Source organism: Streptomyces sp. NPDC048481 (genome assembly GCF_043200075.1).
GTDB lineage: Bacteria > Actinomycetota > Actinomycetes > Streptomycetales > Streptomycetaceae > Streptomyces.
Genome location: NZ_JBICXC010000007.1, coordinates 319,270 through 334,380 on the forward strand (window position 1 = coordinate 319,270; position 15,111 = coordinate 334,380).

Annotated in this window: 14 protein-coding genes; 6 read left to right on the forward strand and 8 right to left on the reverse strand. The window is 73.3% G+C overall.

Translation table 11 applies throughout. From position 1 onward, the window contains the following. Positions 1 to 4: 4 nt before the first annotated feature. The 3 genes from ACGFSH_RS22870 to ACGFSH_RS22880 all read right to left on the reverse strand — a co-directional run bounded on the left by ACGFSH_RS22870 (position 5) and on the right by ACGFSH_RS22880 (position 2,515). Positions 5 to 625, reverse strand: coding sequence for a cytochrome b/b6 domain-containing protein (locus ACGFSH_RS22870; RefSeq protein ID WP_393351405.1), 621 nt, complete (start codon positions 623 to 625; stop codon positions 5 to 7). After that, positions 609 to 1,298 carry a molybdopterin-dependent oxidoreductase gene (locus ACGFSH_RS22875; RefSeq protein ID WP_393351407.1) on the reverse strand — a complete coding sequence of 230 codons (690 nt, stop codon included), beginning with the start codon at positions 1,296 to 1,298 and terminating at the stop codon, positions 609 to 611. Before ACGFSH_RS22875 ends, ACGFSH_RS22870 begins: the two co-directional genes overlap by 17 nt. A gap of 206 nt (positions 1,299 to 1,504) precedes the next feature. Beyond that, positions 1,505 to 2,515: a hypothetical protein gene (locus tag ACGFSH_RS22880; protein ID WP_393351409.1), complete on the reverse strand. Its 1,011-nt coding sequence runs from the start codon at positions 2,513 to 2,515 to the stop codon at positions 1,505 to 1,507. Positions 2,516 to 2,977: 462 nt separating this feature from the next. On the opposite strand from ACGFSH_RS22880, the gene ACGFSH_RS22885 reads away from it, so the two are divergent. The 4 genes from ACGFSH_RS22885 to ACGFSH_RS22900 all read left to right on the forward strand — a co-directional run bounded on the left by ACGFSH_RS22885 (position 2,978) and on the right by ACGFSH_RS22900 (position 5,278). Next, positions 2,978 to 3,871 (forward strand): DMT family transporter, encoded by an 894-nt coding sequence (locus tag ACGFSH_RS22885; RefSeq protein WP_393351411.1) that lies wholly within the window; start codon positions 2,978 to 2,980, stop codon positions 3,869 to 3,871. A gap of 111 nt (positions 3,872 to 3,982) precedes the next feature. Then, a complete protein-coding gene (locus tag ACGFSH_RS22890) occupies positions 3,983 to 4,498 on the forward strand; it encodes an NUDIX hydrolase (RefSeq protein ID WP_393351413.1) in 516 nt (171 codons plus the stop codon). Positions 4,499 to 4,559: 61 nt separating this feature from the next. After that, on the forward strand, positions 4,560 to 4,952 hold the full coding sequence (locus ACGFSH_RS22895; protein ID WP_393351415.1) for a YidH family protein: 393 nt from the start codon (positions 4,560 to 4,562) through the stop codon (positions 4,950 to 4,952). Continuing rightward, a complete protein-coding gene (locus tag ACGFSH_RS22900; RefSeq protein WP_393351417.1) occupies positions 4,949 to 5,278 on the forward strand; it encodes a DUF202 domain-containing protein in 330 nt (109 codons plus the stop codon). Before ACGFSH_RS22895 ends, ACGFSH_RS22900 begins: the two co-directional genes overlap by 4 nt. A gap of 37 nt (positions 5,279 to 5,315) precedes the next feature. Here ACGFSH_RS22900 and ACGFSH_RS22905 read toward each other — a convergent pair whose 3' ends face one another. Beyond that, positions 5,316 to 6,314 (reverse strand): NADP-dependent oxidoreductase, encoded by a 999-nt coding sequence (locus ACGFSH_RS22905; RefSeq protein WP_393351420.1) that lies wholly within the window; start codon positions 6,312 to 6,314, stop codon positions 5,316 to 5,318. Positions 6,315 to 6,615: 301 nt separating this feature from the next. Here ACGFSH_RS22905 and ACGFSH_RS22910 point away from each other — a divergent pair, with 301 nt between their 5' ends. Together ACGFSH_RS22910 and ACGFSH_RS22915 are read left to right on the forward strand one after the other, a co-directional pair. After that, positions 6,616 to 7,638, forward strand: a complete 1,023-nt coding sequence (locus tag ACGFSH_RS22910) for a phosphotransferase family protein (protein WP_393351422.1) — start codon at positions 6,616 to 6,618, stop codon at positions 7,636 to 7,638. Between the two features lie 5 nt (positions 7,639 to 7,643). Continuing rightward, positions 7,644 to 8,858: an acyl-CoA dehydrogenase family protein gene (locus ACGFSH_RS22915; RefSeq protein WP_393351425.1), complete on the forward strand. Its 1,215-nt coding sequence runs from the start codon at positions 7,644 to 7,646 to the stop codon at positions 8,856 to 8,858. 108 nt (positions 8,859 to 8,966) lie between these two features. Here ACGFSH_RS22915 and ACGFSH_RS22920 read toward each other — a convergent pair whose 3' ends face one another. From ACGFSH_RS22920 to ACGFSH_RS22935, 4 genes are all read right to left on the reverse strand, one after another. Then, positions 8,967 to 9,560, reverse strand: a complete 594-nt coding sequence (locus tag ACGFSH_RS22920) for a TetR/AcrR family transcriptional regulator (protein WP_329408279.1) — start codon at positions 9,558 to 9,560, stop codon at positions 8,967 to 8,969. A 35-nt stretch (positions 9,561 to 9,595) separates the two neighbouring features. Then, a complete protein-coding gene (locus ACGFSH_RS22925; RefSeq protein WP_393351428.1) occupies positions 9,596 to 11,269 on the reverse strand; it encodes a class I adenylate-forming enzyme family protein in 1,674 nt (557 codons plus the stop codon). Then, positions 11,266 to 12,030, reverse strand: a complete 765-nt coding sequence (locus ACGFSH_RS22930; RefSeq protein WP_393351430.1) for an SDR family oxidoreductase — start codon at positions 12,028 to 12,030, stop codon at positions 11,266 to 11,268. The genes ACGFSH_RS22925 and ACGFSH_RS22930 overlap by 4 nt, the downstream gene beginning before the upstream one ends. A gap of 219 nt (positions 12,031 to 12,249) precedes the next feature. After that, the gene (locus ACGFSH_RS22935) at positions 12,250 to 15,036 is read right to left on the reverse strand and encodes a penicillin acylase family protein (protein WP_393351433.1); all 2,787 of its coding nucleotides are present in this window, start codon (positions 15,034 to 15,036) and stop codon (positions 12,250 to 12,252) included. Positions 15,037 to 15,111 lie beyond the last annotated feature (75 nt).

The window sequence follows — 15,111 nt, forward strand, 5'->3', positions numbered from 1 at the left end:
CGGGTCACGGGCGCCACAGGCGGTGTTCCCGCTCCGCCCACTCGCGGCTCACCGAGCCGGTGCGCATGCCGCGCCGCGCCTCCGGGTCGCCCACGGCCATGCCGATGTGGCCGGCCAGCACGACGCCGACGGTCAGGGCCAGCCAGTCGTGGACGAAGGTCGCGCTGGTGCGCCACATGATCGGGGTGAGGTGGGTGAACCACATGAGCAGGCCCGTGCCGAGCATGACCAGGCTCGCGCCCGCGATCCAGGACGCGTAGACCTTCTGCCCGGCGTTGAACTTGGCCGCCGGACGCGACTCGCGGCGCTTGTCCCGGCGCAGGGCGGCCCGCAGCCAGCGCCGGTCGTGCGGGCCGAAGCGGTTGAGGTGGCCGAGGTCGGCGCGCAGCGCGCGGGACGCCAGGCCCGCCAGGACGGGCACCGGCAGGGCCAGCCCGGCCCACTCGTGGACGCGGACCACCAGTTCCCGGCGCCCCACGAGCTGGGCGAACTCGGGGATGTAAAGGAAGGACGCGGTCACCACGCACACGCCCATGAGCAGGGCGGTGGTGCGGTGCACCCAGCGCACGGCGGGGGTGAAGCGGCGCACCCGCGCGGCGGGCGGCGCCTCAGCTCGTAGGATCATCGTCGCGTCCGTTCGAACGGCCGACCCAGGCGTCGACGTCGTAACCGCGGTCCTCCCAGTAGCCGGGGCGCACCTTCTTCGTGACGGTGATGCCGGAGAGCCACTTGGCGGACTTGTAGAAGTACATGGGCGCCACGTAGAGGCGGACGGGTCCGCCGTGCTCGTGGCCGAGGTCCTTGTCCTGCATGCGCAGCGCGACCAGGACGTCGGGGCGGCGCGCCTGCTCCAGGGTGAGGCTCTCGCTGTAGGCGCCGTCGAAGCAGGTGAAGCGGACGGCGCCGGCTCCCGGCCGGACGCCGGCCGCGTCGAGCAGCGCGGACAGCCGTACGCCCTCGAAGGGCGTGCCGGGCACCCGCCAGCCCGTGACGCACTGGACGTCCCTGACCATCCGGGTCTGGGGCATCGCGCGCAGGTCGTCCAGGGTATGGACGCCGGGCCGGTCGACCAGCCCGTCCACGGTGAGGCGGTAGTCCGCGGCGTTCTTGTGCGGCACGGAGGAGGTCACCGAGTAGTAGCGGAAGCCGCCGCCGTTGGGGAGCAGCCCGGTCAGTCCGGTGGGGTCCTTGTCGGCCGCGCCGGCCAGGAAGGCCTCCAGACCGTGTTGCAGCGGGGGCGCGGCGATCACGCCGAGGGCGCCCAGGGCGAGCGTGCCGAGGAACACCCGCCGTCCCACGGGCGCGCCGCGCTCACCGGACGCACCCGACGGATCGGACGCACCGGATGCGCCCGGCGGTTCGGACGGGCGCGGCCGTTCGGACGGGCGCGGTCGTTCGGGGCGTCCGGGCGGGTCGGGTCGTCCGGGTCGCTCGGACGGTTCGGGGTTCACCCCTCCATTCGAGCACCTGTGTGGCCGCCGGGGCCAGGGATCCAGGGTCGCCGTCAGACTTCCGTCATGTCTTCCCGCCCGCCCCCGGCGTCGGACCCGCCGCCCGGCCACCGCGCCGACCGGCCGGTGCGCAGCGCGCCGGCCCGGGCCGCCCGGAAGGCCTCGGCCGGGTCGCGGTCCGGGTAGGACCAGGGCCGGCGGGTGACGTGCCGGCCGATGCGCTGGAAGAGGGCGGCGGCCTCGGCCCCCCGGCCCTCGCACACCTTGGCGTGGGCGAGGAAGTTCAGGTCGACCAGATGCCGGGGGTGGTCGTCGTGCTCCCACTCCAGCCACCAGTCGAAGGCCGCCTTCATCACGTCCGGGGCCCGGCCTTCGCGCCAGTGTCCGGAGGCGACGGGATCGGCGGGCGCGAAGCCGTGCGCGGCCAGCACGCGGTAGCGCTCGGCGTGCGCGACGACCGGCAGGATGGCCAGCGGGGAGTCCGCCGGCGCCTGCTCGGCGGCCCAGGCGGCGAAGTCGTACACCTCGTGCAGCGGGTCGGGGCCGCCGTCGGCGCGGCGGGCGGCGAGCAGGGCCACCATCAGGTGGTGCGCGTGGTGGTGGTCGCGGTGCCGGGCGCGGATCTCCTCGAAGATCCGCACCGCCCGCGCGCCGCCGGTCCGCTCCAGTCGCAGCAGGCCGAGCCAGGGGGTGGGGTCCGCCGGGGCCGCCTCGGCGGCGGCGAGGCACGCGGCGCGGGCGGCGTCCGGGTCCTCCTGACCGCGCAGGGCCCGGCGGACCTGCGCGAGGGCGAGCAGGGCGGCGGCGTCGGCGCTGCCGGGTTCGGCGAGCAGCCATTCGTCGGCCCGGGCGGCAGCGCACGGATCGAGGGCGAGGACGGCGATCCGGTGCGCGCGCCGGTCCCAGTCGTCGCCGGTGCGCGCCAGCAGGGAGCGCACGGGCTGTCGTCGGCCCTGGGCCAGCGCGGCACGGGCGGCGCACAGCCGCTCGTCGTCCAGGGCAGGGTCGGGGGCCGTGTCCGGGGACAGCCCGTCGGGGCCGACGGGCGGCGGGGGTAAGAGCACCGCGGGACTTCCTCATCCTCCTCGGCGGCGGATCCGGCATCGGCCCGCGATCGGCCGATCACACACAGCCAATCCTCAGCCGGCGGCCAGCGTCAAGGGCCGGGAACCGTGACCCGTGCCGGCCGCCGCCCGGTTGCGGACGGGTCGGGGCGCCCCGCCGCTGGTGGGACCGGTCGCGGTCCGGGACGGGCGGGACGGTGTGGTGTACGCCATGGCGCCCCGAGGCCGGAGCCCACACCATGGCGGTACGGCCGCCGCGGCCGTACGGTCGCGCCCCGGCTCTCGGGCCCGGCGCCCGGGGCGGGTCGACCCGCCCGGTCAGGGGTACTCCCGGAAGCGTCGTCCCGGGTGGGCCCGAAGCGAAGGATTCCGGCGCTCGCAGGGGCACCGCGGGCGGCGGGACGCTACAGTCGGCCACACGCACCCCGTCCGTGGCCCGACCGGATGATCGAGGTACGCAGCGTGTCGGTACTGGTTCTGGTTCTCGCCGTGAGCGCCGCCTGCTGCCTGGGCTTCGGGTTCGTGCTCCAGCAGAACGCGGCCCAGAGGGCGCCGCTCGGCGACTTCCTCTCGCCGCGGCTGCTGCTCGACCTGATGAGGGTGCCGCGCTGGCTCGGCGGCATCGGCCTGATGGTGGCGGGCATGGCGCTGGGCGCGGTCGCGCTCGGCCAGGGCGAGATCTCCCTGGTGGAACCCCTGCTCGCGACGAACCTGCTCTTCGCCCTCGCGCTCTCCCGCCATCAGACGAAGCAGTCGCTCGGCCGTCAGGGCTGGGCCGGGCTGCTCCTGCTCGCGGGCGGGGTGACCGCCTTCATCGTGGCGGGCCAGCCGAGCGGCGGCAGCGCGGTCGCCAACCCGCTGCGGCACTGGCTGATCATCGGGGTGATGGTGGGTCTCGCGCTGCTGCTGACGGCCTATGCCAAGCGCTCGCGGCTGAGTTCGGGCCCGGTCCTGCTCGCCCTGGCGGCGGGTCTGCTGTACGGCGTCCAGGACGCCCTGACCAGGGTCAGCGGACAGCGTTTCGGCGCGGGCGGCCTCGCTGAGCTGCTCACCGGCTGGCAGCCGTACGCGGTGCTCGCGCTCGGCGTGACCGGACTCGTGCTGGTGCAGAGCGCGTTCGAGACGGCGCCGCTGCGGATGTCGCTGCCCGCGCTGACGGCGGCGCAGCCGCTGGCGGGGATCCTCTGCGGCGTGGGCTTCCTCGGCGACCGGCTGCACACCGACACCGGCGCGCTGGCCTGGGAGGCGGCGGGACTCGCGGCGATCGTCGCGGGCATCGTCCTGCTGGGGCTGCACCCGGCGATGCCCCGCGGCACGGCGCCCCGCGAGCGGGTGCCGGACTTCCAGCCGCAGTGACGGCCACGCCCCGGCCCCGTGAGCGGCCGTTCCGGTCGCGGTGACCGGCGGGTCGCGGCCGCCGGGCCGGAGGGCACGTACCGCGGCGAGACGGCCTGCTTGGATGGGCGGATGAGCGCTGCTGACGAGATCCTCGACGTCGTCGACGAGAACGACCTGGTGGTGGGACGGTTTCCCCGCGGGCGGGTGTACGCCGAAGGGCTGCGCCACCGCTGCGTCTTCATCCAGGCCCGGGACGCCGACGGCCGGCTGTTCGTGCACCGGCGGACCGCCACCAAACTGGTCTTCCCGTCCCTGTACGACATGTTCGTCGGCGGTGTGGTCGGCGCGGGCGAGACCTATGACGACGCCGCCCTGCGCGAGGCCGAGGAGGAGCTGGGGGTGAGCGGTCTGCCCCGGCCCCGGTTCCTCTTCAAGTTCCTCTACGACGGCGGGTCCGCGGGGAGCTGGTGGTCGGCCGTCTACGAGGTCCGCTGCGAGCTGCCGGTGCGTCCCCAGGTGGAGGAGGTCGCCTGGCACGCGTTCTTGTCGGAGGAGGAGGTGGAGCGTCGGCTGCCCGCATGGGAGTGGGTCCCGGACGGGCTGGCCGCGTACCGCCGTCTGAAGGAGTTCCGGGCGGCGGGCTGAGCGGCGCGACGGTGTGCGGGGGCTCCGGGCGCGGCGGCGGAGGGCGGGTAGGGTCCGTCGCGTGATCGAGTTCGTGCAGAACGTCCGGCTGTGGTTCGCGCCCGAGCAGGTCCGGGAGGAGGGCAGCACGCCCGACTACCGGTTCTCGCTGGCCAACGAGCGTACGTTCCTGGCCTGGCTGCGCACCGCGCTGGCGCTGATCGGCGGGGGCTTCGCCGTGGACCAGTTCCTGCCGGACCTGCGCTGGGGCTGGCGGGTCGGGCTGGCGCTGGCCCTGCTCGGGGCGGGCGTGCTGTGCTCGTTGCGCGCGGTGAACCACTGGATGCGCTGCGAGCGGGCGATGCGCCGGGGCGAGGACCTGCCGGCGTCCCGTTTTCCGGCACTGCTGGGCGTGGTGGTCGCGGTGGTCGCCGTGGCGATGGTCGTCGTGGTGCTGGCGGGGTGGGACGGGTGAGCGGCCGTCCGCCGTCCCCGCGCGATCCCGGACTGCAACCCGAGCGGACCCGGCTGGCCTGGCGGCGCACGACGCTGGCGAGCACCGTCACCGCCGTGCTGGCCGTGAAGGCCGCGCTGAACGGCTCGGGCGGGACGTCCGCGGGCGGGATCGTCGCCTGCGCGCTGTGCTGCGGTCTGTGGCTGGCCTTCCTGCTGCTCGCCCACCGGCGGATCCGGTCCCTCGCGGCCACGGCGAGTCCGCGGGCGCTGGCGCCGCGGCACGCCACGTCCGTGGTGCTGTGCACCATCGCCACGGCGGTGTGCGCCCTGGCCCTGGTCGTCTGACGGGCAGGGCCAGGGCGCACACCGACCGGCCCCTGCGCTACCCGGCGCCCGTCCCCGTACCGCCCGCGGCGGCCGTGCCGTCCGCAGCGCCCTCGGCGGCGTCGTCGGCCCACGGCACCGTGACGACGATCTTGCCGCGGGTGCGGCCCTCCTCGCTCAGCCGGTGCGCCCGCGCGGCCTGCTCCAGCGGGAACGTCTCGGAGACGTGCACGCCGACGACGCCCTGTTCGGCCAGTTCCGCCAGTCGGGTGAGGTCCTCCGCGTCGGGCCGGACCCAGCAGTAGCGGCCGCCGTAGCCCACGACGTCGCCGTCGGCGATCGACGCCAGGCGTCCCTCCGGGGCCAGCAGGTTCGCGGAGACCTTCAGGGTGTCGCCGCCGATCGTGTCGAACGCCGCGTCGACTCCCTCGGGGGCCAGCCCGCGCACCCGCTCGGCCAGTCCCTCGCCGTAGACGACCGGCTCGCCGCCCAGGGAGCGCACGAAGTCGTGGTTGGCCTCGCTCGCCGTGCCGATCACCCGTGCGCCCAGGTGGCGGGCGAGCTGCACGGCGATCGAGCCGACCCCGCCGGCGGCCGCGTGGACCAGGACGGTCTCACCGCGTTTCACCTGGAGGGCCTTGGTCAGCACCTGGTAGGCGGTGAGGCCGGTCAGCGGCAGGCCCGCAGCCTCCTCCCAGGTGAGGTTGCGCGGCTTGCGGGCGAGGGTGCGCACCGGCGCGGCCACGTACTCGGCGAAGGTGCCGCGTGAGAGGAAGTCCTCGCGGACGTAGCCGATGACCTCGTCGCCGACGGCGTACTCCGCGACGGACACGCCCAGCCGGACGACGACCCCCGAGACGTCCCACCCGGGGACCACCGGGAAGACCGCGTCGATCATCGGGTCCAGGTATCCCTCGCGGCACTTCCAGTCGACGGGGTTCACGGCCGCCGCCCGGACCTTCACCAGCACCGAGTCGGGGCCGATCTTGGGCTCGCGGACGTCCCCGTACTCGAGGGTCTCGGGGCCGCCGTAGCGGGAGTAGCTGATGGCCTTCATGGTTCCGACCCTCCGGGGCCCCCGAACGCGACGCAAGCGGAATGACCGACGGTGACCGGGGCGACGAGCAGGAGCGGGCGGGCGGCCGGGCGGGGACCGCGGCTCCAGGGCTCGACGGCCGCACGGCTGCACGGCTGCACGGCTGCACGACTGCACGGCTGCACGGCTGCACGAGCCTCGTCCGGGAACGTCGGCGTCTATCGTGGCCCCGATCACGTTGGGCGTGACCACTGGACGGCATACCGACCGGTCGGCATCATGAAGGGGTCCTGTTCACCCGTCCCGCCCACAGGAGCGACGCATGAGCCCCGACCATCCGCCCGGACTCGACCTCGACCGGCTGCGCGCCCTGCTGGAGCGCGAACGTCCCGGTCTGGTCCACGGCCCCCTGACCGGCCGGCTGATCGAGGGCGGGCGGTCGAACCTCACCTACGCGGTCTCCGACGGCGAGGGCGACTGGGTCGTCCGGCGGCCTCCGCTCGGGCACGTCCTGGCCACCGCGCACGACATGCGGCGCGAGCACCGGGTGATCAGCGCGCTGCACCCGACGAGCGTGCCGGTGCCGCGGCCGGTGCTGCTGTGCGAGGACGAGCAGGTGCTCGGGGCGCCCTTCTACGTCATGGAGTTCGTCGAGGGCACCCCGTACCGGACGGCCGACGAGCTCGTCCCGCTGGGCGAGCGGCGCACCCGGGACGCGATCCTGTCGCTGGTGGACACCCTGGTGGAGCTGCACGCGGTGGACCCGGCCGCCGTGGGCCTGGCCGACTTCGGCCGCCCCGAGGGCTTCCTCGACCGGCAGCTGCGCCGCTGGGGCAAGCAGCTGGACGCCTCCCGCAGCCGCGACCTGGCCGGGGTCGACGAGCTGCACGCGGCCCTCGGCCGGGAGCTGCCGCACTCCCCCGCGCCCGCCGTCGTGCACGGCGACTACCGGCTCGACAACGTGCTGATCGGCCCGGACGACACCATCCGCGCCATCCTCGACTGGGAGATGTCCACGCTCGGCGATCCGCTGACCGACCTCGGCCTGCTGGTGATGTACAGCGTGCCGCTCACGCTGCCGGACTCCCCGATCTCCACGACGGCCTCCGCGCCCGGCCACCCGTCGCCCGCCGAGCTGATCGAACGGTACGCGGCCCGCTCCGGGCGGGACGTCTCGGCGGTCTCCTGGTACACGGCGTTCGCCTGGTTCAAGCTCGCCGTGATCCTGGAGGGCATCCACTACCGGTACACGCTGGGCCAGACGGTCGGACGCGGCTTCGACCGCATCGGCGAGCTCGTCCCCGTCTTCATCGAACACGGACTGACCACTCTCCAGGAAGGCTGACCGGCATGGACTTCACGTTCGACGCCCGTACCGAGGAACTCCGCGCCCGGCTGCTCGCCTTCATGGACGAGTACGTCTACCCGGCCGAGACCGTCGCGGAGGAGCAGCGGGCGGCGCTGGCCTCGCCCTGGGACACCCCGGCGGTGGTCGGGGAACTCAAGGCCGAGGCGCGCCGGCAGGGCCTGTGGAACCTGTTCCTGCCCGACGCGGAGCACGGGGCCGGGCTGACCAACCTCCAGTACGCGCCGCTGGCCGAGATCACCGGCCGTTCCCCGCACCTGGCGCCGACGGCCCTGAACTGCGCCGCGCCCGACACCGGGAACATGGAGGTGCTCGCGCAGTTCGCGGACGAGGCGCAGAAGAAGCAGTGGCTGGAGCCGCTGCTCGCCGGGGAGATCCGGTCGGCGTTCGCGATGACCGAGCCGGAGGTGGCCTCGTCCGACGCCACCAACATCACCACGCTCATCGAGCGGGACGGCGACGAGTACGTCGTCACCGGGCGCAAGTGGTACATCTCCGGGGCGATGAACCCGGACTGCAAGATCTTCATCGTGATGGGCAAGACGGACCCCGGCGGCGCCGACGTCCGCCGCCAGCAGTCCATGGTGCTCGTGCCGCGCGACACCCCGGGCGTCACGGTGCGGCGGGCCATGAAGGTGTTCGGTTACGAGGACCACTCCCACGGCGGCCACGCCGAGGTGGTCTTCGACCACGCGCGCGTGCCGGTGACCAACCTGATCGGCGAGGAGGGCGGCGGTTTCGCCATCGCCCAGGCCCGGCTCGGCCCCGGCCGCATCCACCACTGCATGCGGCTGATCGGCATGGCCGAGCGGGCGATCGAGCTGATGTGCCGCCGGGCCGTCGCCCGCGACGCCTTCGGCAAGGCGCTGGCCCAGCAGGGCGTGGTCCACAACTGGATCGCGGACGCCCGGGTGACGGTCGAGCAGCTGCGGCTGCTGGTGCTGAAGACCGCCTGGATGATGGACACCGTCGGCAACCGGGGCGCCCACACGGAGATCCAGGCCATCAAGATCGCGACGCCTCGCGCCGTCGTCGACATCATCGACCGGGCGATCCAGCTGCACGGCGCGGGCGGCGTCAGCCAGGACTTCCCGCTGGCGGAGCTGTACGCGAGCGCGCGCACGCTGATGATCGCGGACGGCCCGGACGAGGTCCACCAGCGTTCGCTGGCGCGCCGGGAGCTGAAGAAGTACCTGTAGGGAACCGGTCACCGGAACCGGGGACGGGAACCGGGGGCGGGAACCGGTGAGGGGCGGTCGCCGTGGCGACCGCCCCTCCCGCGTGCACTCCTCGCACGGCCCCTGAAGCTACGGCCGCAGTGCCCGCAGCAGCAGGTCGGCGAGGTGGTCGGCGACCTCCTGCGCGCCCATCGGGCCGTCCGGGCGGTACCAGGTCGACAGGTGGTGGACGGAGCCGAAGTGGTAGTCCACGACCAGGTCGGCCGGGGTCGCCGTGGAGAACACGCCGGTGCGCTGGCCCTCCTCGACCAGGGCGCGGAAGCGTTCGTGGTAGCGCCGCCGCTCGGCGCGCACCTGCTTGTTCTTCTCGGGGCCGAGGTGGTGCATCGAGCGGAAGAAGATCATCGCGTCGTCGAGGTTCTCGATCGTCGTGACGACGACGTCCGCGGCCGCGCCGCGCAGTCGCTTCTCGATCGGCTCGTCGGCGTCCGCGAACGCGTCGAGGCGCTCCTGCTGGACGCGCAGCACGCGCGCGTAGACCTCGTGCAGCAGGTCGTCCTTGGAGCCGAAGTAGTGGTACAGCGCCCCCTTGGTGACGCCCGCCGCCTCGACGATCTCCTGCACCGAGGTGCGGTCGTAGCCCTGCTCGGCGAAGAGCCGGGTGGCGGCGGCGAGCAGCCGCTGCGGCACGGGCGTCCCGTCGCCCTCCGTGGTCCTGGGCACTGCCGCCACCTGCCTTCTTCCTCGATCTCGATGCGTCACCGGCCGTCGTGTGCGCGGGAACGCAGTTCCCGACGGAGGATCTTGCCACTCGCCGTCTTGGGCAGGTCGGGCAGGATCTCCACCTGACGCGGATACTTGTACGCCGCCAGCCTGTCCTTGCAGTAGGCCGCGAGCGTACCGGCATCCGCGTCGGCGCCGGGACGCAGGCTGATGTAGGCCTTGACGGTCTCGCCACGGTAGCCGTCCGGCACGCCGACGACGGCGGCCTCTCGCACCGCCGGATGCGTGTACAGCACGTCCTCGACCTCGCGCGGCCACACCTTGAAACCGGACGCGTTGATCATGTCCTTCTTGCGGTCGACGACGTACAGCCAGCCCTGTTCGTCCATGAAGCCGATGTCGCCGGTGCGCAGTTCGCCGTCGGGGAAGGTCTCGGCGGTGGCGTCGGGCCGCCGCCAGTACCCGGGCACGACCTGCGGGCCCCGGACGACGATCTCGCCCTGTTCGCCGAAGGGCGCCTCCGCGCCCTGGTCGTCGAGGATGCGTACGACGGTGTCGGGGCCGGGCACTCCCACGGCGAGGGTCCCGGAGGCCGGGTCGACCGGCGCCTCCCGGCCGGGCGGTACGGAGGCGCAGGGCGCCGTGCACTCGGTGAGTCCGTAGCCGTTGCGGATGTAGGGCCCGAAGCCGGCCCGGAACTTCTCGACCAGGGCCGGCGGGAGCGGTGCGCCGCCTGAGGAGATGTGCGCGAAGGACGCGAAGTGGTCCCGGGTGCAGGAGGGGTGGGCGGCCAGCGCCATGAAGGCGGTGGACGGGCCCACCGTGTAGTGCGGCCGGTGCTCGGCGAACGCCTCAAGCACCACGCCCGCCTCGAAGCGGTAGGTGAGGACGAGGGTGCCCGCGCTGTTGAGACAGGCCACGAGCTGGCAGACCATGCCGGTGATGTGGAACAGGGGCGCGAGCGCGTAGTAGACGGGCGCGTCGGGCAGGTGCAGCCCCGTGCGCTGGCGCTCGGCGTTGTGCATGATGTTGCCGTGCGTGTTGGTGGCGCCCTTGGGGGCGCCGCTCGTGCCGGAGGTGTAGCTGATCAGCGCGATGTCGTCGGGGGCGGCCTCGCGGCCCTCGGGCGCCTTGTGGCCGGCGCGGGCGACGGTGGTCAGGTCGTCGGCGTCGGGGGCCTGCGGGAGGCGTTCGAAGGCGAGCACGCGCGCGTCGCCCCGCGTCTGGAAGTCCAGCTCGCAGCCGGTGAGGACGACGCGCACGGGCGAGTCGGCGGCGGTGTCGCGCAGATACGTCTCCCACGCGCGGTCGGAGCAGATCAGCGCCGCGACCTCGCCGTCCCGCAGGACGTGGGCGACCTCCCCGCTCTTGTACATGGGGTTCACCGGGACGACCGTCGCGCCGGCCTTCCACGCGCCGAGCAGGGCGAGGACGAAGAGCGGGGAGTTCTGGAGCACGACGGCGACCCGGTCGCCGGGCGCCAGACCGCGGGCGGCGAGGTGACCGGCGACGGAGTCGCTCAGCTCGTCGGCCTCGCGGTAGCTGAGCCGGCCGTCGAAGTAGGCGAGGAAGGCGCGGCCGGGGGCCTCGGCCGCGGACCTGCGGAAGGCGTGCACCGGTGAGTCGGCGGGCTCGATCGGGGCGCGCTGGGCGTCGTCGAGGAGGGCCAGCCAGGGCTTGGCCGCGTACCGGGAGGCGGGCTGGGTCATTCTGCGGTCTCCCACTTCTGCTGGAGGTGGTTCATGTTGGTCAGCCAGCGGTCGGGCTCCGCGGCGCGCGTGCGGTAGTACCCGGCGACCTCGGGGTGCGGCAGGATCAGGAAGCGGTCCTCGGCGATGCCGTCGAACAGGGCGTCCGCGACGTCCCGGGGGTCGATCGCGGTGGGCTTGAGCACCAGGTCGCCCGCGCTGCCGGTGGCGGCCAGCATGTCGGTGCGCACGCCCTGGGGACAGATCGCGTGGACCTGGATCCCGCGGTGGCGGTAGGTCAGCGACAGCCATTCGGCGAAGGCGTACGCGCCGTGCTTGGTGACGCTGTAGGGGGCCGCGCCGATCATGGTGAGCAGCCCGGCGGCGGAGACGGTCGAGACGAACCGGCCGCGGCCGCGCTCCAGCCAGTGCGGCAGCAGCGCGTGGGCCGCGCGGACATGGGCCATGACGTTGACGTCCCAGGCCAGCGCCCACACGGCCTCGTCGGCCGACTCGGCGCCGCCCGAGGCGACCCCGGCGTTGGCGCAGTACACGTCGACGACGCCGCCGAGCGCCTCGCGGGCCGCGTCGACGATCGTGGAGGCGTCGCCGGGCACCGCGATGCCGCCGATCTCGGCGGCCACCGCCTCGGCCCGCCCGGCGTCCAGGTCGTTGACGACGACCCGCGCGCCCTCGGCGGCGAAGCGTCGGGCCAGCGCGGCCCCGATGCCGCCTCCCGCTCCGGTCACGACCACTGCGGCATCCTGCACGGCTTCCACCATCGGTCTCCTTCGACGCGACTGCGGCACGAATCGGCTCTGTCCCGCCAGACTAACCAGTCGGTATGTTGCGGCGGAAGGGTTACCCGCGGATCGCCGCCGAGTCCGGCAGGGCCGGCCCCATGGTCGCAGGGCGCCGCGGAACGCCGACGGCGGGCCGCGTCCCTGAGGACCCGGCCCGCCGCCGTCGCGGGACTTCCGGTCGAGGTTGACCCCGCCGGACTACCGGTGCGAGGTGAACTCCACCACCTGCTGGAAGGTGGGGCGGTTCTGCCAGCTGATGTTGCCGTGCTTGATGCCGCCCAGCGTGCGCTGGACGATCGAGTCGGCGCACCACTGGTTGCCCGCCGCGCACAGGGTGTCGCCCGGGTAGACCTGGGCCGCGGTCTTGCCGGCCGCCGTCTTCAGGGTGGCGATCAGGACGTCACGGCAGCCGCTGAGGGTGCCGCCGCCGCAGTACTTGCGCGCCAGCCCGCCCTGCACCGGCTCGCCGAGCACGGCCCGGACGTCCTTGTCGACATAGCTCCACCAGCCGTACTGGAAGGAGCTGCCCGCGTGCGCCCCGGTCGGGCCGTGGGCGGCGGACGGGGCCTCGTCCACGGGCAGGTTGGCGGTGAACGCGCTGTACAGGTCGGCGCCGAGACCGGGTTCGAACTCGGCCTTCACCAGCAGCGGCCACCACGCGTCCAGGATGCGGATCGCGTCGGCGTCGGCGTACGTCTTGGAGCCGGCCGTCGTCTCGGTGCGCTTGGCGCCCGCCGTGAGCCAGGTCTGGAGTGCGGTCACCGCGGCCGCGGCCGTGGAGTCGGTGACCGGGGAGCTGGTGACCACCTTCAGGAGGTCGGGCAGCACGTCCTCGGCCCGCAGGTCGACGAGCGCCGCCTCGGCCATCGCGGCCGTCAGGGAGGCGCGGGTGACGCCGCCGGCCGCGACCAGCTTCTTCACCCGGTCCTCCAGCAGGTTGCCGCGGTGCACGGACCCGTCGCCCCAGGAGGCGGTGGCGTAGTCCTTGGCCTGCTTGTTGTTCCAGGAGATGTAGTAGTCCTGGTCGACGGAGCTGGGGTGCGCCGAAGGGGGCGTGTACGCGGCCGAGTTGGTGGCCGGGACCCAGTCCTTCCACTCGTACGCGGCCTGCGCCCACACCGGGAACTCGGCGTCCACGCCGCTCGCCCGCACCGGGTTGTCGCCGCTGTTGTAGTAGGCGGTGTGCGTGGAGTCGGCGTAGAACCAGTTGAAGGTGTAGTTGATGTGCTGGACCGCGCTCTGGAAGGTCTGCGGGCTCTTGACGTAGTCCGGGTCGTTCAGCATCTGGAAGCCGATGATCGAGTCGGCCTCGTGCATGTACGACGAGCGCAGGGTGGTGTAAGCGACCTTCTTGCCGCCCACGGTGGCCCGGTACTGCACGGGCCCGTACTTGGTGCGGTAGACGCGCATCGTGTACGCGCCGGCCGCCGTCCCGTCGGCGGTGGTCGGCTTCCAGGAGTTCTTCTGCTCGACGACGTCCATGGCCGTGCAGGCGCCGTGGTACAGGTAGTGGTAGTCGTCCTGGCACAGTTCGACCGCGTAGGAGTCGATGATGTCCTGGCCGGAGGTCGTGGCGCTCCACGCGTAGTCCTGGCCGCGGCCGAGTTCGACGTACATGCTCAGGCCCGCGAAGGAGGCGCCGCGGGCGCTGATGCCCGGGCCCTGGATCTCCTGGAGCATGAGCAGCTGGGGGGCGAAGTAGCCGGTCTGCGGGCCGAAGACGGCGATCGGGTGTCCGCTCGCGGTCGACCTGCCGCTCACCACCAGGGCGTTGGACATGCCGCGCCGGGCCGAGCCGAGTGCGGACGCGGTGGCCGCCCGGGCGGCGGCGGAGGCGTTCTGGTCGCCGCCGGTGCCCGTGGCGTCGTAGACCAGCGGCTGCGTGGTCACCGAGCCGGCGTCGGGCAGCGCCTCGCCCTGCGGGTTCGCGGGCTTGCCGGCGTACGGGAAGCTCTCCCCGTCATGGACGGTGAGGACGGCCTCGGGGTCGTTGCGTTCGCGGAACGCCTCCCAGACCTGGGTGCCCTGCTCGACGCCGTACTTCTCCTGCGCGGCGAGCAGCGACACGGCGTTGCCGACCTCGCCGCCGCCGCCGGAGCCGAAGAGCGCGCCGATGACCGAGGCCAGCGCCACCATGTCGGTGATCTTGAAGTGGTCGATGGTCCCGGCGTTGGTGATTGAGTCCTTGTGGCCGGTGAGGACGTATTCACCGGGGAAGTAGCGGCCGCTGTCGGAGGCGTCGATGTAGGCGTTGATGCCGGCCAGGTAGGCGTCCGCGTCGGCGAGGGCCTGCTGACCGCGGGCGCCGTTGGCGGCGACGGCGTTGTCGATCTGGGCCTGGAGGTCTGCCTCGGTGTACGGAGCGTTGCGCCAGAACTGCTGTTCCAGGCCCTGGTTGGAGGGCGCGCCGCCCGCGAACGCGGTGAGCCGGCCGCGGCCGACATGGCGGAAGACGTCCATGAGCCAGAGCCGGTCCTGGGCGGCGGCGTACCCGGCGCCGAACTCGGTGCCGTACCGGGTGGTGCCGGTGATGTGCGGGACGCCCGTCTTCTTGTCGCGGACGATCGTCACGTCGGAGCGGCCCGCCGGCTTCACCGTGGAGGCGACTTGAGCGGAGGGAACGCCGAAGGACGCGTCGTTGAAGAAGGTGTTGATCGTCGCGTTGGTGAGTGCGGGGTAGCCCTTGGCGAGGTTGGCGTAGGGACCGAGCTGGTCCTCGGCGTGCTCGGGCTGGGTGCCGAAGGCCTGGTTGAGCAGGATCTGGGCGAGCGTCGCGTTGCCGTTCTCGCCCGGCGGCAGGATGTCGGAACACTGGCCGCCGCAGTAGTCGTTCGAGGCCGTGGCGTCGGCGGCGGCCGCGACCTGGGTGAGGGGCGAGAGAAGACCTGCGATCAGCGCGCATACGGACGCCGTCTTCAGGAACCCGGGGAATCTGCCGGGAGTTCTCAGTCTGTCGAGTGTGTTGCGTGGGGTTCGCCGTGGCATCGGCTGCTCCTAGCGATGGGGGTGGCCGGAAGGTTACCGCCGGTAGCCCCCAGTTTTGAAGATGAACATGCGTCA